Raw genomic sequence first — 20711 nt, forward strand, 5'->3', positions numbered from 1 at the left:
GTCCTAGCCGCCCGTGGCGAGGCGCGGGGTCAGGCCGGCCTGGAACATCACCATGAAGAAGACGATCCGCGCGACGACGACCCAGAAGGCCGCCACCGGCGGCAGGAAGGCGCGTGGGATCATGCGGGGCGTGATCACGTCGACCATGGCGATCAGCCAGTCGGTGAGCCGGCAGAACCAGCGATAGATGTAGTTGCGGGTCCCGGGCGGCACCACGAAGCCCAACAGGAAGCGTCCCAGCAAGGTGTAGAACAGCACCGAGAAGACATAGTTGGGCAGGTGGAAATAGAGGTACGACCACCAGATGTCGGTTGCGCCGGCCAATTCGCCACTCGCTGCATGGGAAAAAGGAGAGCGGCGACACCCGCTGATCGGGGTGTCGCCGCTCGGGGCAGGATCGCCCGCTTCGCGGGCGCCCGTCTACTGGCTACCCGCTACTCGTGGGCGCTCCCGGAGAAACGGACCTCGCCGCGCGGGACGCGGATCGAGTCCACGAAGTCCTGCATTTCCGGCGATGGCGGGGTCGTCACCAGGCTGACGAGCCAGGTCACGATGAACGCCACCGGCAAGCCGAACAATGCGCTGGATATGTTCCGGATGCCGAACCACAGCGGCATCGCGAAGTAGTGGGTGGCGATCAGGTAGAACATGCAGACGCCGAAGCCGGCGATCATGCCGACGATGGCGCCAACCGTGGTTGTCCGCTTCCACCAGATGCCCATGACCAGCGGCGCGAACAGGCCGGCGGCGGCAAGGGAGAAGGCCCAGGCCACCATCTGGATGATGCCCGACGGCCGCGTGCCGGCGACAGCGGCTGCCAGGATGGCGACGCCGACCAGCAGGGTACGGGCGACCATCAGCCGTCGCTTCGTCGATGCCTGCGGGTTGATCATCTTGTAGTAGACGTCATGGGATAGCGCGTTGGCGATGGCCAGCAGCAACCCGTCCGCGGTGGACAGCGCCGCCGCCAGGCCACCGGCGGCCACCAGGCCGGAGATGACATAGGGCAGGCCGGCCACTTCCGGCATCGACAGCACGATGATGTCCTGGTTGATGCGGATTTCGCCGAGATCGAGGAATGCACCGGCGACCGCATACTTGGTGACTTCCAGGATGCCGTTGCCGTTGAGGTCGTTGATCGTCAGCAGCCCGCCTACCTGGGACCAGCTCTGGACCCATGCGGGCAGGGTCGAGATCTGGGCGCCGATGACGTTCTGATAGACTTCCAGCTTGGCGAAGGCGGCATAGGCCGGCGCCGTGAAGTAGAGCAGGAAGATGAAGAAGATGCTCCATGCCACCGACTGCCGCGCCTCGCGGACGTTGGGCGTGGTGAAATAGCGCATCAGGATGTGGGGCAGCGAGGCCGTGCCGACCATCAGGCAGAGCACGAGCGCCCAGAAATTGTTGAACTCCACCCAGCTGAACTTGCCGGTCGCGTCGACGAAGGGCTCGATGTGCTTGCGCACGATGTTGAGCTTCTCCTCCAGCGCGCCGATCTCGCTCAGGGCCTGACCGTAGGTCAGTTCCGGAATCGGGATGCCGTACTTCTTGGTTGACAGCCAGACCACGGGCACGAGGTAGGCGATGATCAGGATGATGTACTGGGCCACCTGGGTCCAGGTGACGGCCCGCATGCCGCCCAGCATGGAGCAGACGAGGATCCCGATGAGGCCGGCGAAAATCGCGAACTCGAACGGGATGCCGAGGAAGCGGGAGGTGATGATGCCGATGCCGAACGCCTGCGCGACGATATAGGTGAAGGAGGCGCAGAACAGCACGACGACACCGCAGATACGGGCGACGTTGCCCTCATATCGGGTGCCGAGGAAGTCGGGCACGGTGAACTGGCCGAACTTGCGCAGGTAGGGTGCCAGCAGGATCGCGACCAGCACGTAGCCGCCGGTCCAGCCCAGCACGTAGCCCAGGCCATTGTAGCCGGCCAGGAACAGCCCGCCCGCCATCGAAATGAAGGAGGCAGCACTCATCCAGTCCGCGCCGGTCGCCATGCCGTTGTAGAAGGCGGGCACCGAGCGTCCGGCCACGTAGTACTCGGAAATCTCCATCGTCCGAGACAGGTAGCCGATATAGGCGTAGACGAAGATGGTCAGGAAGACGAAGGCGTAGCCGATCCACTTGTTGGGAACGCCGACTTGCTCAAGAATGGCAAGAAGTATGGTGAATCCGATGAAGGCCCCGGTATAGGTACCGTAGACCTTGCCGAGATTGGCGAGAAAGCTCGCCGATCCGGTCGACTGGGTGGCCATGATCTGTCCTCTCCCCTCAATCTTCGGCGACGCCGAATTCCTCGTCGATCCGATTCTGGGCGGTAGAGCTCCAGTAACAGAGGATGACGAAGACGATCAGGGATCCCTGCGCGGCCATGTAGAAGCCAAGCGGGAAGCCGAAAATCACGATCTGGTTGAGTTGGACGGCAAAAAAATGCACGCCGAAACTGGCAAGGAACCAGATGAAGAGGATGGTCCACATCAGGCTGGAGGTCTTGCGCCAGTGCGCCTCGGCCTGATCACGGGTTAGTTTTGGAGTAGCCATGCTGTTTCCCCCCAATGGAGCGATGACCGGTGGACCGATTGATCGGTTTTTCTTTGGTTGGCGACGACCATCGCGCATTGTCGGGGGCGAAATCCGGACAGGCGCCATGGACCGTCGATTCCTTACGGATTATTAATATCATCGTCCCGAATCCGACACAACGGAGGCGGGAAGAGCCGGAAAGGGGTTGGCAGTGGGTATTCGCGATGGCTGGCTCGGCCGAATCCTGCGGGGACCGGGCAGCGGCCCGGTGGCCGACCTGCCGGCCCTGCGGCAGTTCCTGTCCGAGCAGGCCTCCTTCATCGCCCAGAAGGTCGTGACCGAGTACTGCCAGGCCAAGGCCGGGCGATACTGGACACAACTCTCGATGGAGCAGTCGTTCATCGACGGGTTGGCGCAGGCGCGCTGGGAGGCTTTCTCGCTCGTGCTGGCGGACCTGTTCGTCATCAGCGATGCGCACTTCCGGCGCAACACACCTGAAGGCGCCAGCGGCCACTGGCCGGTGCTGGTCGCCCTCTATGCCGAGGCGCTCGCCGCCTATCCGCTGCCGCCGCACCGGCCGCAGGGCTGGGGCGACCGGGTCCAGGCGTTGGCCGACCGGCTCCGGCTATCGCAGGAGGCGCCGCCGGCCGCCGCGCGCGAGATCGCCGAAGTCGGCGGCCGGGCGGTGTTCCACGTTCTTCCCATCCATCTCAACATGCGCCGGCTCGACGGGCCGATGGTCGTCAATGGCATCGCCTTCCAGATCGCGGCCTTCGCGGGGCGCATGCGCACCCGCCTCGACCGTCCGGCCCTCCTGGCCGCGGCCGCCGCCAACAGCCGGGCCGCCTGAGCGCGACGCCGTCACCGGCGACAAGCCTGGGGGCCTCTGCTATCGCTTCCCGCGCGGAAGGTGTGGCGCACGCCACCCTGGCCGCCGCAGCGAAACCGGGTACCCAGTGCCAACATCCAAAGACCGACGTCCCGTCCCCACGATGCGGCTTGCCGCGTGGGCGTCCTTGCCGTTGCCGGCTGCCGACGCGGAGGGGTGGTCATGAGCACGCAACCCGAGAGCGGTTCCGGCCCCGTCCTGAAGCTGATGCTGGGCGCCATCGGCGTCGTCTATGGCGACATCGGCACCAGCCCGCTCTACGTGATGAAGGAGAGCTTCGCTGGCGCCCATCCCCTGGCGCTCGACGAGGCGCACGTGTTCGGGGTGCTGTCCCTGATCTTCTGGTCGGTGACCGCGATCGTCACCGTGAAGTATCTGGCCTTCATGATGCGGGCCGACAACAACGGCGAGGGCGGCAGCCTGGCGCTGCTGGCGCTGGTCACCCGCATCGTCGGCGGGCCGCGGCGGTCCTTCCTGATCACGGTGCTGGGGATCTTCGCAGCCGCCCTCTTCTATGGCGACAGCATGCTGACGCCGGCGATCTCGGTCCTGAGCGCGGTCGAGGGGCTGGAGTTCGCGATCCCGGACGCCCGCCACTATGTCATCCCGATCACGCTGGCGATCCTGACCGCGCTGTTCCTGATCCAGTCGCACGGCACGGCCCGGGTGGGCGCGCTGTTCGGGCCGATCATGTGCGTGTGGTTCCTGGTGCTGGCGGTGCTGGGCGTGGTGAACCTGGCGGACCGGCCGAGTGTGCTGCTGGCGCTCGACCCGCGCCACGCGGTCAACTTCTTCATCATCGACGAGTGGAAGGCGTTCCTGGCCCTGGGCTCTGTGTTCCTGGCGCTGACCGGGGCCGAGGCGCTCTATGCCGACATGGGGCATTTCGGCAAGCGGCCGATCCGGCTCGCCTGGCTGACCCTGATGCTGCCGGCACTCATGCTGAACTATCTGGGGCAGGGGGCCCTGCTGCTGACCGACCCCGCGGCCGTCGCCAACCCCTTCTACAGCATGGCGCCATCCTGGGCCGTCCTGCCGATGGTGGCGATGGCGACCATGGCAGCCGTCATCGCCTCGCAGGCGGTGATCTCGGGCGCCTTCTCGGTCACCCGCCAGGCGATCCAGCTTGGCTACCTGCCGCGCATGCGCATCATCCACACCTCGGCGCGCGAGATCGGGCAGGTCTATGTCCCGTTCGTGAACTGGATGCTGCTCGCCTTCATCGTGGCGTTGGTGCTGGGCTTCCGCTCGTCCAACAACCTGGCGGCGGCCTATGGCGTCGCCGTCAACGGCACGATGGCGATCGATTCCATCCTGCTGATGGCGGTCGTCATCCTGAAATGGCGCTGGAGCTGGCCCAAGGCGCTGGGGCTGGGCACGCTGCTGCTGGTCGTCGACAGCGCCTTCTTCATCTCCAATGCCACCAAGATCCCCTATGGCGGCTGGTTCCCGCTGGTGGTGGGGCTGATCGTCTTCATCCTGCTGACCACCTGGAAGAAGGGCCGCGCCCTGCTGGCGGTCCAGGTGCAGGCGGGCGCCATGCCGGTCGAGATGTTCCTGAAGTCGGCACGCGCGCGGCTGCAGCGCGTCGGCGGCACGGCCGTGTTCCTGACGCACAATGTCGACGGGGTACCGTCGGCGCTGCTGCACAACTGCAAGCACAACAAGGTGCTGCATGAGCGTGTGCTGCTGCTGACGGTGCGGGTGGAAGAGGTGCCGCACATCGACGTGCGCGCCCAGCTCGAGGTGAAGACGCTGGCGCCGGACTTCTATCGCGTGTTCCTGCGCTACGGCTTCCAGGACGATCCCGACGTGCCCGAGGCCCTGGCGCGCAGCGACGAGTTCGGGCCGACCTTCAACATCATGGACACGTCGTTCTTCCTCAGCCGCGAGACGATCATCCCCGGCGACCAGCCCGGCATGATGCTGTGGCGCGAGCACATTTTCTCGTGGATGGCGCGCAATGCCGCCACCTCGATGGATTTCTTCCAGATCCCGCCCAACCGGGTGGTCGAACTTGGCACCCAGGTGGAGATCTAGAATCCACCCCGCATTGCACCCGGCCACCCCGATGGGTTAGAAACGCGGCCAATCCCGAACGCATCCGCAAGAATTCCCCCCGCGAGGACGCATGGCCGCGTACCAGTACATCTATGTCATGAAGGGTCTGACGAAGATCTATCCGGGGAACCGGGAAGTCTTTCGCGACCTGTGGTTGTCCTTCCTGCCGGGGGCGAAGATCGGCGTGCTCGGCCCCAACGGCGCCGGCAAGTCGACCCTGCTGAAGATCATGGCCGGCGTCGACAAGGAATATTCCGGCGAGACCTGGGCCGCCGAAGGCGCCACGGTCGGCTACCTGGCGCAGGAGCCCCATCTCGACCCGACCAAGGACGTGCAGGCCAACGTCATGGAGGGCCTGGCCGCCACCAAGGCCCTGGTCGATCGCTTCAACGAGGTGAGCGCCCGCTTCGCCGAGGAGATGACCGACGAGGAGATGAACGATCTCCTGGCCGAGCAGGCGGAGCTCCAGGAGAAGATCGACCATGCCGACGGCTGGGAGATCGAGCGCACGGTCGAGATCGCGATGGACGCGCTCCGCTGCCCGCCCGGCAATTCCTCGGTCGAGAAGCTGTCGGGCGGTGAGCGGCGCCGGGTGGCGCTGGCGCGCCTGCTGCTGCAGAAGCCCGATCTGCTGCTGCTGGACGAGCCGACCAACCATCTCGACGCCGAATCCGTCGCCTGGCTGCAGCGCTTCCTGAAGGACTATACCGGCACGGTCGTCACCATCACCCATGACCGCTACTTCCTGGACGAGGTCGCGGGCTGGATCCTGGAGCTCGACCGCGGCAAGGGCTTCCCCTACGAGGGCAACTACACCGGCTGGCTGAAGCAGAAGCAGAAGCGGCTGGAGCAGGAAAACCGCACCGAGGACGCCCGCCAGCGCACGATCGCGCGCGAGCTGGAATGGGTGCAGGCATCGCCGCGCGCCCGCCAGGCCAAGAGCAAGGCGCGCATCACCGCCTACGAGGCGCTGGTGGAGGCCGCCGCCAACAAGGCGGTCGATACCGCCCAGATCGTCATTCCGCCGGGCCCGCGCCTGGGCGACCTGGTGATCGAGGCCAACCAACTCCGCAAGGCGTTCGGCGACCGCCTGCTGTTCGAGGATGTGAACTTCCGCCTGCCGCCGGGCGGCATCGTCGGCATCATCGGGCCGAACGGTGCCGGCAAGACCACGCTCTTCCGCATGATCACCGACCAGGAGCAGCCCGACGGCGGCACCTTCCGCGTCGGCGAGACGGTGAAGCTCGGCTATGTCGACCAGTCGCGCGATTCGCTGAACGCCAACGCCACGGTGTGGGAGGAGATCAGCGACAAGAACGACGAGATCGACATCGGCGGCCGGCGGCGGATGCCCAGCCGCGCCTACTGCTCGCTGTTCAACTTCCGTGGCGCCGACCAGCAGAAGAAGGTGGGCCAGCTCTCCGGCGGCGAGCGGAACCGGGTGCATCTGGCCAAGATGCTGAAGTCCGGCGCCAACGTCATCCTGCTCGACGAACCGACCAACGACCTCGACATCGACACGCTGCGCGCGCTCGAGGATGCGATGCAGGATTTCCCCGGCTGCGCCGTGGTCATCACCCATGATCGCTGGTTCCTCGACCGCATCGCCACCCACATCCTGGCCTTCGAGGGCGACAGCCGAGTCGTCTGGTTCGAGGGCAACTACCAGGACTACGAGGCCGACCGGAAGCGGCGCCTGGGTGCGGAGGCCGACCAGCCGCACCGGATCAAGTTCAGGCCCCTGACTCGCTGAAAACAGTCGTTGAAAACAGGCCGGTTCGCCGTCCGGGCTACCCACCCGGGCGGCGATCGTCTTCGTCATGGTGCAACCGGCGCTTGGCCTGTCCCATGCATGATGGCAAGGTGGCTTCATAAGCCCCGGTACTGGCCCGCAGGCCATCGACGGGCCACCGCGACAAAGGGGGAGACCGATGCGCCGCATCCTAATGATCATGCTGCTCTGCCTGACGCCCGGGCTGGCACTCGCCCAGTCGGCCCCGTCGATCACGATCACGCCGCCCAGGATCGAGACCAACGACGGGATGACGCTGAAGCAGCTTGCGGTCGTCGTGACCACCGTCGCCGTCGGCGCGCTCGCCGGCCAGTGGGTGATCGGCAGCGCGGTCGGCACGTGGATCGGGGCCGCGGCCGGCGGCATCGGCGGCCTGTGGGTCTATGACGAGTATGGCGACGAGATCGAGGATCTCTGATCGAGGGTGCCGGTAGTGCCCGCGGGCGGGAAGGGGTGGGCATGTCTGCTTCGACGCGCGTGCGGGCCGCCCTTTCCGGCGCGTCCCTGCTGGTCCTGGCGCTGGCCCTGGCGGGCCCCGCATCGGCGCAGACGCTGACCCAGCAGGTCCGCCAGCTCACCGGTGAATTGAAGACCCTGCGCGAGCAGATCGACGGCCTGGGCCGCCAGGTCGAGGAACGCGCCCAGGAGGGTGTGGCCAGCCGCCGCGAGGTCGAGCAGTCCTTCCGCGACTGGTTTGCCGAATCGATCCGGCGGACCGAGCGCATGGAAGAGCTGAGCGTGGCCGGGCAGCGCCAGCAGGCTGTTGCCACCGCGACCGCCGAAGCGACGCTGAAGGCCGCCATCGACCACCTCTCGCAGCGGGTCGAGCGGCTCCAGAAGGACATGGGCACGCTGCCCGATGCGGCAGTTGTCGCCCGGCTCGATGCCGCCCGGGCCGAGATCGACGGCCGCATGCAGCGGCTGGAAGAGCTGGCCGCCCGGCCCCCGGCGCCGGCACCGACGGTCGAGGACGGCGGCGCGCTCGCGGCCGGCCTGGAGCGGCGGATCGACGGGGTGGCCGAGGATGTCGCGGCCCGCCTGGCCGCGCAGGATGCAGCCTTGGCCCGGTTGGCTGCCACGGTCGAGCGGCTGGAGCGCGAAGAGGTTGCCCGCGCCGACCAGGTCGCGACCACGACCGATGCGGTGCGCGCCCTGCTGGACCGCGCGCGCACCGAACTTGCCGCCCGGATCGACGGTATCGACCGCCAGTCGACCGAACGCGACGCCGCGCAGGAGGCGGCGACCGCCGCCCTGCGGACGACGCTGGCGGAGACCGCGACCGCCATGGCCGAGCGCATCGAGCGGGTGGAGCGGGATACGGCCTCGATCGCCCAGCAGCGCTCGCTGGTGGGCGAGGCGCGGCTGGAACGGCTGCTGGGGGCGGCCGTCCACCTGTCGGCCATCACCCAGACCGCGCGGCCGTTCGCCCGGGAACTGGCCTATGTCCGCCAGATCGGCGAGGGCGTGCGCGGGATCGAGGGGCCAGTGAACGAATTGCTGGTCCATGCCGCGCGCGGCGCGCCGACCATCATGGACCTGCGGCAATCCTTCGACGGGCTGGCGCCCGCCGTGATCGCGCGTGCCGGTGCCCGCGACGAGGGCTGGACCGGAACCGCGCGCCGTTGGGCGACCGAGGCCGGCTCGCGCTTCGGCGTCGTCGACCCGCCGCCGCCGACCGCCGCGCGGTCCGCGGTCCTGGCGGCCGAGGTGCATCTGGCGCGCGGCCAGCTTGCCCAAGCGGTGGCCGCCCTGACGCCGCTCGATCCGGCCGCGCTCAGCCAGGCGGCCACCTGGATCATCCATGCGCGCTCGCGCATCTCGATCGACCAGGCCGCGACCGAACTCGTCAACCGGGTGATGGCCCAGGTTCTGACGCGCTGAGCGCCCCGACCCGCTGGGCGCCCTGACGCGCTGAGCGCCCTGACCCGACGCTGCTACTTCGATTCGATGTGGTGGATGCCGGTCAGCCGGGTGTGCACGCCCGAATAGCTGATGCCGGCCGTGAAGACGACGGCGATCATCACCAGGATCGACGTGAAGAGGGCGCTGACGCTGCCCAGGTCGACCACCCCCAGCTCCCATAGCAGCCAGCCGGCCGACGCGCAGGCGGCCGCCACCAGCGATATCCCGAACAGGCCGATCAGCCGCCAGGTCGAGATGACCAGGATGGCGTACACGCCCAGCAGCACCAGGCCGACCAGTATCTTCAGCGGCAGCTCGCCCGCCCGCAGCATCCAGTGGAAATAGGACACCCCGCTCGGGTTGTAGGCCGCCAGCACGAAGAACAGGCTGAACAGGAAGCGGATGATGATGCTGGTATAGTCGAAGCGTCCGCCCGACATCGACATGGCCCGCCCTGCGGCCCGGCCGGCCTATCGCGCCGATGCCGGCAGGTCGGCCAGGGCCGCGCCCACCAGCAGGTCCATGGCGCGCGTGGCGTCGGCGCGGGCGCGGACACCCTCGATCCAGGGCCGCATCGCCGCCGCCGCCGGGCGCGTCAGGCCCGCAAGTGCCGCGACCGCGCCGTCGAGATCTTCCGCCGCCAGTCGCTGATCGGCCGCGCGCAAGGCCGCCGCCGTTGCCGGCATGGTGATGTCGTGGATCATCTGGCCGGTGCCGAAGGGTGCGGTGGAGGCCATCCAGGTCACGAACTGGGCCACGAGCGGCACCTCGTCGTTGCCGGCCTCGGCCATCAGGGCGGCCTCGACATGGGTGGCGAAGCGGGCGCGGAGCTGCCGCAGCGTGGGGATGCCGCTCGTCGCGTGCGGCGCCAGCAGGCGCAGGCCGGCGGCGTAGGCGGGCTGCCGCTCGGCCAGGCCGGCGACGACGGCCAGTTCGACCGCGAAGGGCGTGGGCCGGGCGACGGCGGGGCGAAGCTGGGCCACCGCGCCCGCCAGCGCCAGTCGGCGGATGTCCGGGGTGGCCGCGCCGGCGGCCGCCAGCTTCTGTACCGTGGCTTCGAGGGCGGCGATGCGCTGGGCCAGCGGGGCCGTCTGCACGGCGGCGATGCGCTGCGCTTCCTCGGCCGCGACGGCGACGGTGGCGCGATCGGGCTGGGTTCCGCGCAGCATGGGCAACCAGACGGGCGACGAGACGACCAGCACCAGGGCCGTGATCGCAATCCCGATCGCCCAGCGCGCCAGCGTCGAGGCCGGGACCCGCGCGCCGGTCGCGCCGGCTTCGGTCGCGCTTGGCTCATGCGTGTCGGTCGCCATCGCCTTCTCCCCACGCCCCCCGGCGTGCCTGATCCGCCCATTCGCTCCATGCTAGCATTTTCGATGCCGGGGGGACCATCGGCACCATGGCGACCGCATCGTTGTCCACCGGGTTGCCGTCTACTGGGTTGCCGTCTACTGGGTTGGGGGGGCAGCCCCGATGGCGGCGAGCTGGGCCAGTTCCGCATCGGCGCCGGCGGCCAGCGCCTCGGCCAGGGTGTCCAGCATGCCGGCCAGCATCTCGCGCTCGATGTCGCTGACCAGTTGTCGCAGTTCCTGTTCCATCGTATCGCGATGCAGCAGCTCGTCGCCGCGATTGATCGCCCAGTCCAGCGTCCACACGGCCGCAAGGGCGCTGACGAAGCCGGCGGTCGGGCCCGACAGCCCGCCGATCCCGAGCGCGCTGCTCAAGGCCAGGGCCGACCCCGCCTCCGACACGCGCGCCAGCAGGATCGCCAGCCGCGCCCCGAACGGCCGGGTCGAGCGCAGGAAGATGGCATCGGCGTGACCGATCCCCTCCAGGCGGTAGAGCGCCTGGATGGGGCTGGCCCCGTCGAGCGGCAGGCCGTCGCGCGTGCGCAGGATGCCGTCCGGATCGTCCCCCGGCAGCGGCGTTTCGTCGGGACTGGACGGGCAATGCTCGGCCCGGAAGTGATCGCGGGCGGCGCGCGCGCGGTCGTGCGCCAGGCGCCATTCGCCGTCGGCGATGGCGGAGGCGGCCTCCCACTCGGCCTGCAGCCGCTGCGGCAGTTCGGCCGGGCGCACGACCAGCATGTCGAAGCGGTCGAAGACGAAGCGCCGCATCTCGTCGACCACGGCCGCGCGCACCACCGGATCCCAGGGGACGGCGCCGGCCTGCAGGCCGGCCAGCAGGCCGCGGATCACCAGCTCGTAGGAGGTGACGTAGCTCTCGACCCAGCCATAGGCCCAGTCGCCATACTGCGGCACCCGCTGGCGCACCGCGCCGAACGCCAGCTCCACACCCGTCCCCAGCACCCGGTGGACGAGCTGCTCGGTGCGCTGCCGGTCGGCGGCAATGCGCGTTTCCTCGGCCAGGCGGAACTGCGCCAGGGCCTCGGGCGCGGGGCGGCAGTCGGCCCGGGCCGCTGCCGGCGCGGCGACCGCGGCCGCCAGCAGGACGGTCGCGCCGGCCAGTCCGCGCAACCATTTCCCGGCCGACATTCCATGATCGGGGGGCATCGGCCTATGATCGCCCGATGAAGGGCCGTCCGCCATCGCCATCCCGCACTCGGTCGGCTATTGCGCGCCGGCGCGGTCCTGTCCGGGGCGGCGCATGAACGGCGGCGTCCTGCTCGACATCGTCGCCTGCCTGGCCGCGATCGTCATTCCGATCGCCGCGGTCACCGTCGTGGCCGAGCTGGTGGATGCCTTCAAGCCGCGCTGGTATCACGCGGTGCCGGCCATGCGGCGGGCGGCGCTGGCCGCAGGCCTGCTGCTGCCCGTCGCCATCCTGTGGTCGGCGCCCGACGGCGACATCTACGCGCCCGACCGCATCTTCTCGGTCGACGGGCCGTGGAACCTGGGCTTCCTGGAGATGCTCGACCGCCGCTTCCTCAGCTACGTGGCCGAGGTGCCGGATGTCTATCTGCAATCCTACGACGCGCCGCTGTGGGTCAGGATCGCGATATCCCTGCATGGCCTGCTGGTCCTGGCCGCACTGCTGCTGCCGTTCCGCATCTGGCCCCCGCGCGAGGCGGCGCGGGCCTCGGCCTGCGGCCTGCTGATCATCGCGATGGCGACGCTGGTGGCGCTCTATGCGGTCTGCACCAGCTATTGGCTGCTGCACCAGTTCAGCTTCTGGATCGTGGCCGCGGCAGGGCTGCTGTTCCAGCGCTTTCGCCTGCATCGCGACCATCGTGCGCGCGGCCACTAGCCGGCCGCGCCGCCGTCAATCGACCTTGATCGAGCGATACCACCGCCGCGACCGCACGATGAGGCCGGCCCGCTTGGGCTTCCAGTCGTTGTTTTCCATGATCATCTTCACCCGCCGGCGGATCTCGGTCTCGCTCAGCGAATTCTCGGCCTGCAGGCGATAGAAGGCGACCGCTTGCTCGAACTCGCCCTTGCGGATCTTGTTGCGGCGCTTGGTGGCGAACCCGCGCAGGATGGCCGTGGCCGCGCTGTCGACATCGCGCTCCAGGGTGACCGCCATCTCGTCGGCGACGCCACGCACGATGTTGCGGCTGTCGGCCAGGCTCATGTCATAGCGGTTCAACCCCTCCTCGAGCAGCTTGATCTCCTGCTCGCGGGTGATGAACTTGGCCTTCTGCGCATGCAGCCGCACGAGGTCGGCGAAGCGCTTCTTGCCGGTGTCCGAAGACGTCGCCACGCTACCGTCCATCGTTCCCCCCGTGGCCCCCGCCAAGCGGGCCGGCGCCGCGCGCATGCGGGCGATCGGCCTGTTGCCGGGAGCCGAAACCCATGCAGCCCCACCTATGCGATTTGTATACCATCCGGGGCCCAGATGTCGACTATCCGGGCGCGGGCCAGCCGATGGCGCACCATGCTATCCTCGCGCCGTCCCCGGGGGAGGAGCATGGTGGTCGAGCGTTCGCGGCGGAGTAGCTGGCGTTGGTGGCCGCCGGGCGGACGTTCGTCAGGCGGGCGGGCCCCCAGGGTGCGACGACCGCCGCCGCCGGCCGGCCCGCATCCGATCCTGGAGGCGCATGGCTGGGGCGGCCTGGTGGCACTGCATGCCGACCGGATCGAGATCCGCCGAGTCGGCTTCCTGCACGTCGTCATGGATCTGCTGCCGCTGCATATCCCGCGCGTCGATTCGTCGATCTTCCTCGACACCATCACCGCCATCGAGGTGGTCCGGCCGCTGACGATGGTGGAGTTCGTGCGCTTCAGCTATGCCGGCAACCCGGAAGGCTCGCACAGCTACTGGGCGGCGGCCTTCGCCGACAATGCCGTAATGATGAACCTGCTCGACAATCGCGGCTTCTACCGCCTGATCGAGGCCGCCAATGCGCTCCGCCGCGGCCAGCCGATCCCCGAGACGCTGATCCCGATGGGATGATGCCTGGGGTATCAGGCTATCGGGCGGGCGGTGCGGTCGGGGCCGGCATCGGTGCCAGCGCCAGCAGCTCCCAGCCATAGCCTTCGTAGCCTGCCAGCACGTCCCGATCGCGGGATTTCCAGCAGGCCGCGATCGACCGGCCGGGCAGCCAGGGGCCACCCTGCTCCGCCAGCAGGTGGCCCAACTGGGGCAGGTCGGCGCAGGCGCGCTGCCACAGCGTCTCGGCCAGCTTCGGCTGGCGGACCGCCTCGGCGTTGAAGGCGGCGGTCGCATAGACGCTGCCGCGCAGCATGCGCATGGCCTTGGGTTGCAGCCAGGTCTTGCCGGCCAGCGCGCTCTCCGCCTCGCGGGCCAGGGCCAGGGACGGCAGGTGGCGGCCGCGCAGCAGGTTCACCAGCGCCAGGTTGGCCTGGGCCGCGACCATGCCGGGGTCGCGGGCGAGCGCCCGCTTCAGCAGCATCTCGGCCCGCTCCATGTCGCCGATGCGAAAGGCGACCACCGCTTCCAGGTGGGTCAGTTCGGCATCGTCGCGGGGGGGCGCGCCGTCGACCTCCTGCGGCCGCTCGGCCAGTTCGGCCGCCAGTCGCTGCAGGCCGAGGATGCCGGTCGCGGGCTTGGCTTCGCCGACGGGGCCGCCCGGCGCCTTGCCGTCCAGCGCCCTGCCGTCCAGCGCCTTGCCGTCCAGCCCCTTGCCCCCCGCGTCCTTGCCGTCCGGCCTCTGCCGGGTCATTCGGGCCTGGGCCAGCCGGGCGTGGTAGGCGTCGATCATCAGGGCGGCGCGCATGGCGACGTCGCCCAGGAATTCCTGCGGCTGCCGGCCGCCGGCCTGGGTCGCGAACTCGAAGAAGGCGCCGCTCGGCCGGCTGCCGAAGCCGATCGCGCGAATGTCGTCGCCGGCCGGCAGCAGATAGATCTCCAGCCCCAGCGGGTCGACCTGGAACAGGTTCTGCAGCGCCGCCCGCAGCTTGTCGGCCCCCAGCGGCTCGGCCAGCGCGCTCGTCACCGATGCCTCGCCCGCCGCCCGCACTGCCACGTTCTTGACGGTCGATTCGTGGCGGAACATCCGCTTCATCTCGAAGGCGAAGTAGTTCTCGACATACTGGCGCGTGTAGCCGGAGCGCCGGACATCCTCGTGCAGCTCGACCCGCAGGCTATAGGAATCGGCATAGATGACGCTGTCGGCCGTGAATACCGACAGGCCGAAAAGCAAGGCGTAGCCGAGCGTGGTGAGGTCCATGGCCCGTCATCCGAACCGGCCTGACGGTGGCCCGGGGCCTATCCCCCGGCGACGGCGGCCGACGCCAGCGCAATCTACCATCGACGCGGCCGGCGCGCGAAACCTATGGTCGCAGCCTAATCGTGCGGGGACGAGGGGATGGCCATGATCATCGACTACTACATGTCGCACAACTCGCCCTGGGCCTATCTCGGGTCCCGGCGCTTCGCTGACATCGCGGCGCGGGCCGGGGCCACGGTCCAGGTCCGGCCGGTCGATTTCGGCCGCATCTTCCCACAGTCCGGCGGCTTGCCGCTGCCCAAGCGGGCGCCCCAGCGCCAGGCCTATCGCTTGGTCGAGCTCGGCCGCTGGAGCAGCCACCTGGGCGTGCCGCTGACCCTGCATCCCAAGGCCTTCCCGTCGCCCGAGGGCGCGCGGGTGGGGATGGTGCTGGCGCTGCGGGAAAGTGCGGGGGATGCCGCCGCCATGCGCCTGTCGCATGGTTTCATGGCGGCCCTTTGGGCCGACGACGCCGACGTGAACGATCCGGCCGTCCTGGACCAGGTGGCGTCGCGGCTCGGCTTCGACGGCCCGGCGCTCCGTGCCCGCGGCCAGGAGCCGGCGATCGCGGCCCTGTTCGAGGCGGATACCGAGCGCGCGATCGCGGCCGGCGTCTTCGGCGCGCCGTCCTACGTCGTGGACGGTGAAATATTCTGGGGCCAGGACCGGCTGGAATTTCTGGCAAGGCGGCTCGGCGCGTGAATCTCTCAATTTGAGAGAGTGACCGTTGCAATTCGCGTCAGTCGATCCGACAACCGCTCCAAAGGTCCAGGCGGCGCGCGCCATCGGCTGACGCATTTCGTTCGATTTACCAATGGCTTGGGATCTTCCTGCCGCGCCGTCCGGGCTGGCGCGTCGATTGCTTCGAGGGGCGCGAGCTGTGGCGCGCACGACGGGGCGCGGATGGCGACCGCCGGCAATGCCCCACGGTCGCCATCTTGCCGCCGGATTTCTCCTGCGTCCTGCATGGGGCTCGGTCTCTAGCGGTCGGGGGTGGTCTTGGGCGAATTCGGTCATCGGTTGCCCGGTGAGGGCGCGGCGCGGAACGTCGCCGGCGCCATGCGCAAGACGGTAGCGCTCCTCGATGAATCGGCCGAGATGCTGGACCGGCTGGCCGCCCTGGCGGCGACCGACGTGGCCCTCGACCTGACCCGGCATGCCGCCGCCGTTCGGGCCATCCGGCGACAGGTGGCTGGCCCGCCGGCAGACCAGTGGCATCTTGATGGCGCCGACAGCCAGGATTTTCGCGGCGAAGTCGGCGCCGCCGATTGATCGGGTCGGGGTCGATTTCCCCGTCTCTCTATAACCCCCTCTCTATAACCCCCGTCTCTCAATTTGATAAACAAAGGCTGATTGGGCCGGTACAGTCGATCCACTAAAAGTTGAGGCTCGCTCCTGGATGGCCGCATCGTCGGCGATCGTCGGGCGTGCGCTTCTCGAGGTGAGATCGGGTGCCAGACCGCGAGGCCCATCGCCCGCCCCGACCGTCCGACCGGCTGCCGCCCAGGCTTGCCGGGCGGCGCAGCACGGTCTGGGTGGCGGCTGCCGGGGTGGGCCTGGTGATCGTCGCGATCTGGGTGGCGATCCTGGCCGAGAGCAGGCAGGCCCACCGCCGCGAACTGGACTATGGCGGCAGCATCGTCGGCAACCTGGCGATCGCGTTTGCCGCCCATGTCGACCGCACGCTCCTTGGCATCGACCAGTCGCTGCTGGCGATCCGCGACGAGATGGAGCGGACGCCGGCCGGGCTGGATTTCGCCGCCGCCGTCGCCGGTGCGCCGGCCTTGCGCAACATCGACGTGGCGATCGTCGAGCTCGACCGGGAGGGGTTCCTGGTCGGCAGCAATCGCGGCCCGGCGGGCCAACCGACCAGCATGGCCGATTATTTCTTCTTTGCCGCGCACCAGTCCGGCGGCGACCGGCTGGTGGTGGGCGAACCGATCGTCAGCCCGATCACCCTGCGCTGCAATTTCTTCGCATCCCGCCCCATCCTCGACCGCAGCGGCCGGCAGACCGGCGTACTGGCGGTGTCGATCTCTCCCGGCTACCTGATCGACCTGTTCAACAGCGTCTCGCTCGGGGACAACGGGGCGGTGGCGTTGATCGGCGATTCCGGCATCGTCTGGGCGCGCGCCGGCAGCGCCCGGCCGGGCTGCGGGCGGCGGATGCAGGACCTGCCGGGCATGGTCACCGCCTATCGGCTGAACCAGGGCCTGCTCAGCGTGCCGAGCCCCCTCGACGGGGTGGAGCGGCTGGTCGGCTTCCACCGGGTGTCCGACCTGCCGCTGCAGGTGTTCGTCGGCATGGCCATGGGCGATGTGCTGGCCGACGCGCGGCGCGAAACCCTGCGCTATGTGGCGTTCGGCCTCGTCCTGACCGTGCTGCTGCTGGGCGGGATGACCTTCGTCGTCCGCGAGATGGCGCGGCGGCAGCGCATCCAGGCAACGCTCCGGCGCCTCAACCAGCGGCTGGTGGAGTCGCGCCGGATGGCCGAGGCCCGCAGCGATGAAATGGCCGCGGCGGTCATGCATGGCCGCGACGGCATCAGCATCTTCGATGCCGACCGGCGGCTCGTGCTGTCGAACTATGTCCATCGCCGTCTGCTGGGCTATCCAGAGGCGCTGGCCCGGCCCGGCACCCCGGCCTTGGAGCACATGCGCTTCCAGGCGGTCCGCGGCGATTTCGGCCCGACCGACGATGCCGAGGCCGAGGCCCAGCGGCAGTATCAGCAGTTCCGGACCGACACGCGCCTGCACTTCGAGCGGGTGTTTCCGGACGGCCGGCATATCCTCTACCGGCGGGCCATCACCCCGGCCGGCAGCATCGTCACCGTCTATCGCGACGTGACGGAGGAACGGCGCCAGGTCGCCGAGCTGCGCCAGGCGCGCACGGCGGCTGTCGTGGCGGCCGAGCGCAAGTCGGAACTGCTGGGCGTCGTCGGGCATGAGATCCGCACGCCGATGACCGGCATCCTGGGGTTCCTCAACCTCATGCGCGACACCCGGCTGACCACCGAGCAGCGCGGGTACCTGGATATCGCGACCTCGTCGTCGCGGGCGCTGCTGGCCCTGCTCGACGACCTGCTGACGCATTCGCGGATCGAGGCCGGGCGCCTCCAGTTGCAACTTGCCGACTGGCATCTCGATTCCCTGCTGCAGGACAGCGCGACGCTGTTTCGGTCGGTCGCCGCCCGGCGCGGGGTGGAGATCACGGTGACGGCGGCGCCGCGGCTGCCGGCCTGGCTGGTCACCGACGGCGTGCGGCTGCGCCAGGTGCTGGGCAACCTGCTGGCCAACGCCGTGCGCATGACCCGGGCCGGACGGATCACGATCACGGCCGATCCGGTCGAAGCGGGGGATGCGTGCTGGCTGCGCATCGCCGTGAGCGACCGGGGGCCGGGCGTGCCGGACGGCGAGAAGACCAGGATATTCGAGCCCTATGTCCAGGGTCGGGCGGCGGCCGAAAGCGGCGAGGGCACGGGCCTGGGCCTGGCGATCTGCCGCCGCCTGCTCGACCTGTTCGGCGGCCGGATCGGGGTGGAGGACGCGCCGGGCGGGGGCGCCTTGTTCTGGTTCACGGTGCCGCTCGTCCCGGCCGTGCGCCCGGCCCCGCTGGCGCTGGCCGGTCCGCCGGCTGCCCGGCTGCGGACCCTGGTGGCGGAGGACAATCCCGCCAACCAGTACCTGGTCCGCCGCTTCCTGGAACGGCTGGGCCACGAGGCGATCATCGTGCCGTCGATCGGCGGTGCTACCGGGCAGCTTGAGGCCGAAGGCTTCGACCTGCTCATCCTCGACCGCCGGCTGGCCGATGCCGACGGCCTGGACCTGCTGCGCTGGGTCCGCGCCCGGCGCGACGGCGATCGCATTTCGATCATCGTCGTGACCGCAGCCGTGGGTGACGAGGCCCGGCAGGAGGCGCTGGCGGCCGGCGCCGATCAGTTTCTCTCCAAGCCCTATGCGATCGAGGATCTGGCCAGCGCCATCGCGCTCGCCCGGACGGCAAGGAACCCATGAACGATTCCCCGCTTCTGCCGCCCATGCCGCCCCTACCGATAGAGCCCGCGCTGATCCAGGGCTACCTCGTCTATCTCGGGCCGGAGGAAACCCGCTCCGTCGTCCAGGAGGTGGCGAGCAGCGCCGAGACGCTGCTGGACCGCATCGCGCTTGCCGTCGCCAGCGCCGACCACGCGCGGACCCGGAACTTGGCGCATGACATCGCCGGGACGTTCGGCAGCCTGGGCCTGGCCATCCATGCCGCGATGGCGCGCGCCATCGAGACCGGGTGCGAGCAGATGGGCGAGGCGGCGCTGGGGCAGCGCATGGCGGCCCTGATGGCCGCGCGCGGGCGGATCGCGCCCTCGGCCCTGGCCTTGCTGGATCGCCTGCTCGCCGAGCCGGGGGACGAACGATGAGCCGCGACCAGTCGGCGCCGGATATCCTGCTGGTCGAGGACGAGCCGAGCCTGGCCCATCTCTATGCCCGCCTGCTGGGTGCCGCCGGCTGGACGGTGGCGACCGCGACGGGTGCCGCCGAGGCGCGGCGCCTGCTGGCGGGCGAGCCGCGAGCCGTCGTCCTCGACCTCAACCTGCCCGACGCCGACGGGATGGAGCTGCTGCAGGAGATCACGGGGCGCCGGCCGGCGCCGACCGTCATCGTCGTCACCGTCCGTGGCTCTATCCGCACGGCGGTCGATGCCATGCGCTTCGGCGCCTACGACTTCCTGGTGAAGCCGGTGGCGTCCGAACGACTGACGACGACGGTGCGCAACGCGCTCGACCGATCGCGGCTGATCCGCCTGGTCGACGACCTGACCGACGGCACGCGCGACGGGCTGGGCGGCATGATCGGCTCGGCCCCGGCGATGCAGGCGGTCTATCGCATGATCCTGATGATCGCCCAGAGTGCGGCGCCCGTGCTCATCACCGGCGAGAGCGGCACCGGCAAGGAGTTGTGCGCGGAGGCCATCCATCGCTTCGGGCGACGGTCCGCGGCGCCGCTGGTTGCCGTCAATTGCGGCGCCATTCCCCAGGCCCTGGCCGAGAGCGAGCTGTTCGGCCATGTCCGCGGCGCCTTCACCGGGGCCACCGCCGATCGCGTCGGCGCCGTCGCCCAGGCGGAGGGCGGGACGCTCTTCCTGGACGAGATCGGCGAGCTGGAGCCCGACCTCCAGGTCAAGCTCCTGCGCTTCACCCAGACCATGACCTATCGCCGGGTCGGCGACGACGGCTCGACGCAGGCCGACATCCGGCTGGTCTGCGCCACCAACCGGCGGCTGGCGGGCGAGGTCGCGGCCGGCCGGTTCCGCGAGGACCTGTTCTATCGCGTGAATGTGCTGGCGATCGACATGCCGCCGCTGCGCGACCGCGACGACGACGTGGTGCGCCTGGCCCGGCATTTCCTCGACCGGTTCGCCGGCGAGGAGGGCAAGCGCTTCGAAGGACTGACGGCCGAGGCCGAGGGCCTGCTGCGCAGCTATCCCTGGCCGGGCAATGTCCGCCAGCTCCAGAACGTCATCCGGGCGCTGGCCGTGCTGGCCCGGCCCGGCACCATCGACGGGGCGACGCTGGCGACCTTCCTGCATGCCGGCGGCGCCGACGTCGCCGCCGCCGCGCCGACGACGGCCGCCCCGGCCCAGCCCGACCCGCGGCTGGTGCGCCCGCTGGCCGAGCTGGAGAATGCGGCGATCGAGGCCGCCCTGGCGGCCTTCGGCGGCAACGTCACCCGGGCTGCGCGCGCGCTCGGTATCGGTCCGGCGACGATCTATCGGAAACGCGGCCGGCCGGGCGGCGTCGATGTCTCAGAATGAGAAAGTCGATCGCGTTGAGGTAGGTAGCTTCTCAATCCGATCGACCTCAGAACGATAAGCCTTATCAATAGATCAGCAATCCCAACGCCTTGACGGCC

20 protein-coding genes are annotated in these 20711 nt (G+C 69.4%); 12 read left to right on the forward strand and 8 right to left on the reverse strand.

Annotated features, from left to right (window positions below; translation table 11 throughout):
* Positions 1 to 3: 3 nt before the first annotated feature.
* From STVA_RS01735 to STVA_RS01745, 3 genes are all read right to left on the reverse strand, one after another.
* A complete protein-coding gene (locus STVA_RS01735; RefSeq protein ID WP_123695470.1) occupies positions 4 to 324 on the reverse strand; it encodes a YggT family protein in 321 nt (106 codons plus the stop codon).
* Positions 325 to 434: 110 nt separating this feature from the next.
* Entirely contained in the window at positions 435 to 2264 is a 1830-nt protein-coding gene (locus tag STVA_RS01740; RefSeq protein WP_123695472.1) for a sodium:solute symporter family protein, read from the reverse strand.
* A gap of 16 nt (positions 2265 to 2280) precedes the next feature.
* The gene (locus tag STVA_RS01745) at positions 2281 to 2658 is read right to left on the reverse strand and encodes a DUF4212 domain-containing protein (RefSeq protein WP_245978600.1); all 378 of its coding nucleotides are present in this window, start codon (positions 2656 to 2658) and stop codon (positions 2281 to 2283) included.
* Positions 2659 to 2743: 85 nt separating this feature from the next.
* Between STVA_RS01745 and STVA_RS01750 the strand changes: the two genes are divergently transcribed.
* The 5 genes from STVA_RS01750 (at position 2744) to STVA_RS01770 (ending at position 9155) form a co-directional block, all read left to right on the forward strand.
* On the forward strand, positions 2744 to 3382 hold the full coding sequence (locus tag STVA_RS01750; RefSeq protein WP_142235616.1) for a hypothetical protein: 639 nt from the start codon (positions 2744 to 2746) through the stop codon (positions 3380 to 3382).
* Positions 3383 to 3583: 201 nt separating this feature from the next.
* A complete protein-coding gene (locus STVA_RS01755; protein ID WP_179955431.1) occupies positions 3584 to 5461 on the forward strand; it encodes a potassium transporter Kup in 1878 nt (625 codons plus the stop codon).
* Positions 5462 to 5552: 91 nt separating this feature from the next.
* Positions 5553 to 7235, forward strand: a complete 1683-nt coding sequence (gene ettA / locus STVA_RS01760; RefSeq protein WP_123695478.1) for an energy-dependent translational throttle protein EttA — start codon at positions 5553 to 5555, stop codon at positions 7233 to 7235.
* A gap of 178 nt (positions 7236 to 7413) precedes the next feature.
* Positions 7414 to 7692 (forward strand): hypothetical protein, encoded by a 279-nt coding sequence (locus STVA_RS01765; RefSeq protein WP_123695480.1) that lies wholly within the window; start codon positions 7414 to 7416, stop codon positions 7690 to 7692.
* A 41-nt stretch (positions 7693 to 7733) separates the two neighbouring features.
* Positions 7734 to 9155, forward strand: a complete 1422-nt coding sequence (locus tag STVA_RS01770) for a hypothetical protein (RefSeq protein WP_142235617.1) — start codon at positions 7734 to 7736, stop codon at positions 9153 to 9155.
* A gap of 53 nt (positions 9156 to 9208) precedes the next feature.
* On the opposite strand, the gene STVA_RS01775 is transcribed toward STVA_RS01770, so the two are convergent.
* The 3 genes from STVA_RS01775 to STVA_RS01785 form a co-directional block, all read right to left on the reverse strand.
* Positions 9209 to 9616, reverse strand: coding sequence for a DUF6524 family protein (locus STVA_RS01775; protein WP_148071388.1), 408 nt, complete (start codon positions 9614 to 9616; stop codon positions 9209 to 9211).
* A 30-nt stretch (positions 9617 to 9646) separates the two neighbouring features.
* A complete protein-coding gene (locus STVA_RS01780; RefSeq protein ID WP_123695486.1) occupies positions 9647 to 10489 on the reverse strand; it encodes a COG4223 family protein in 843 nt (280 codons plus the stop codon).
* 135 nt (positions 10490 to 10624) lie between these two features.
* Positions 10625 to 11653, reverse strand: a complete 1029-nt coding sequence (locus STVA_RS01785) for a hypothetical protein (RefSeq protein WP_148071389.1) — start codon at positions 11651 to 11653, stop codon at positions 10625 to 10627.
* 130 nt (positions 11654 to 11783) lie between these two features.
* Here STVA_RS01785 and STVA_RS01790 point away from each other — a divergent pair, with 130 nt between their 5' ends.
* The gene (locus STVA_RS01790) at positions 11784 to 12383 is read left to right on the forward strand and encodes a hypothetical protein (RefSeq protein WP_123695490.1); all 600 of its coding nucleotides are present in this window, start codon (positions 11784 to 11786) and stop codon (positions 12381 to 12383) included.
* A 15-nt stretch (positions 12384 to 12398) separates the two neighbouring features.
* Here the strand turns inward: STVA_RS01790 and STVA_RS01795 are convergent, their stop codons facing one another.
* A complete protein-coding gene (locus STVA_RS01795) occupies positions 12399 to 12839 on the reverse strand; it encodes a hypothetical protein (RefSeq protein ID WP_142235618.1) in 441 nt (146 codons plus the stop codon).
* A 288-nt stretch (positions 12840 to 13127) separates the two neighbouring features.
* Between STVA_RS01795 and STVA_RS01800 the strand changes: the two genes are divergently transcribed.
* Positions 13128 to 13532, forward strand: a complete 405-nt coding sequence (locus STVA_RS01800; RefSeq protein ID WP_123695493.1) for a hypothetical protein — start codon at positions 13128 to 13130, stop codon at positions 13530 to 13532.
* Between the two features lie 16 nt (positions 13533 to 13548).
* On the opposite strand, the gene STVA_RS01805 is transcribed toward STVA_RS01800, so the two are convergent.
* Complete coding sequence (locus STVA_RS01805) at positions 13549 to 14769, reverse strand: hypothetical protein (protein ID WP_123695496.1); 1221 nt, start codon at positions 14767 to 14769, stop codon at positions 13549 to 13551.
* A gap of 138 nt (positions 14770 to 14907) precedes the next feature.
* On the opposite strand from STVA_RS01805, the gene STVA_RS01810 reads away from it, so the two are divergent.
* From STVA_RS01810 to STVA_RS01830, 5 genes are all read left to right on the forward strand, one after another.
* Positions 14908 to 15510, forward strand: coding sequence for a 2-hydroxychromene-2-carboxylate isomerase (locus STVA_RS01810; RefSeq protein ID WP_123695498.1), 603 nt, complete (start codon positions 14908 to 14910; stop codon positions 15508 to 15510).
* 357 nt (positions 15511 to 15867) lie between these two features.
* Positions 15868 to 16080 carry a hypothetical protein gene (locus tag STVA_RS01815; RefSeq protein WP_170221587.1) on the forward strand — a complete coding sequence of 71 codons (213 nt, stop codon included), beginning with the start codon at positions 15868 to 15870 and terminating at the stop codon, positions 16078 to 16080.
* A gap of 179 nt (positions 16081 to 16259) precedes the next feature.
* Positions 16260 to 18821 (forward strand): ATP-binding protein, encoded by a 2562-nt coding sequence (locus STVA_RS01820; protein WP_123695502.1) that lies wholly within the window; start codon positions 16260 to 16262, stop codon positions 18819 to 18821.
* Positions 18818 to 19219 carry an Hpt domain-containing protein gene (locus STVA_RS01825; protein WP_123695504.1) on the forward strand — a complete coding sequence of 134 codons (402 nt, stop codon included), beginning with the start codon at positions 18818 to 18820 and terminating at the stop codon, positions 19217 to 19219. Before STVA_RS01820 ends, STVA_RS01825 begins: the two co-directional genes overlap by 4 nt.
* Positions 19216 to 20613 carry a sigma-54-dependent transcriptional regulator gene (locus STVA_RS01830; RefSeq protein WP_123695506.1) on the forward strand — a complete coding sequence of 466 codons (1398 nt, stop codon included), beginning with the start codon at positions 19216 to 19218 and terminating at the stop codon, positions 20611 to 20613. Before STVA_RS01825 ends, STVA_RS01830 begins: the two co-directional genes overlap by 4 nt.
* The last annotated feature ends 98 nt before the right edge of the window (positions 20614 to 20711 follow it).

The sequence above is a fragment of the Stella humosa genome, assembly GCF_006738645.1.
Lineage (GTDB): Bacteria > Pseudomonadota > Alphaproteobacteria > ATCC43930 > Allostellaceae > Allostella > Allostella humosa.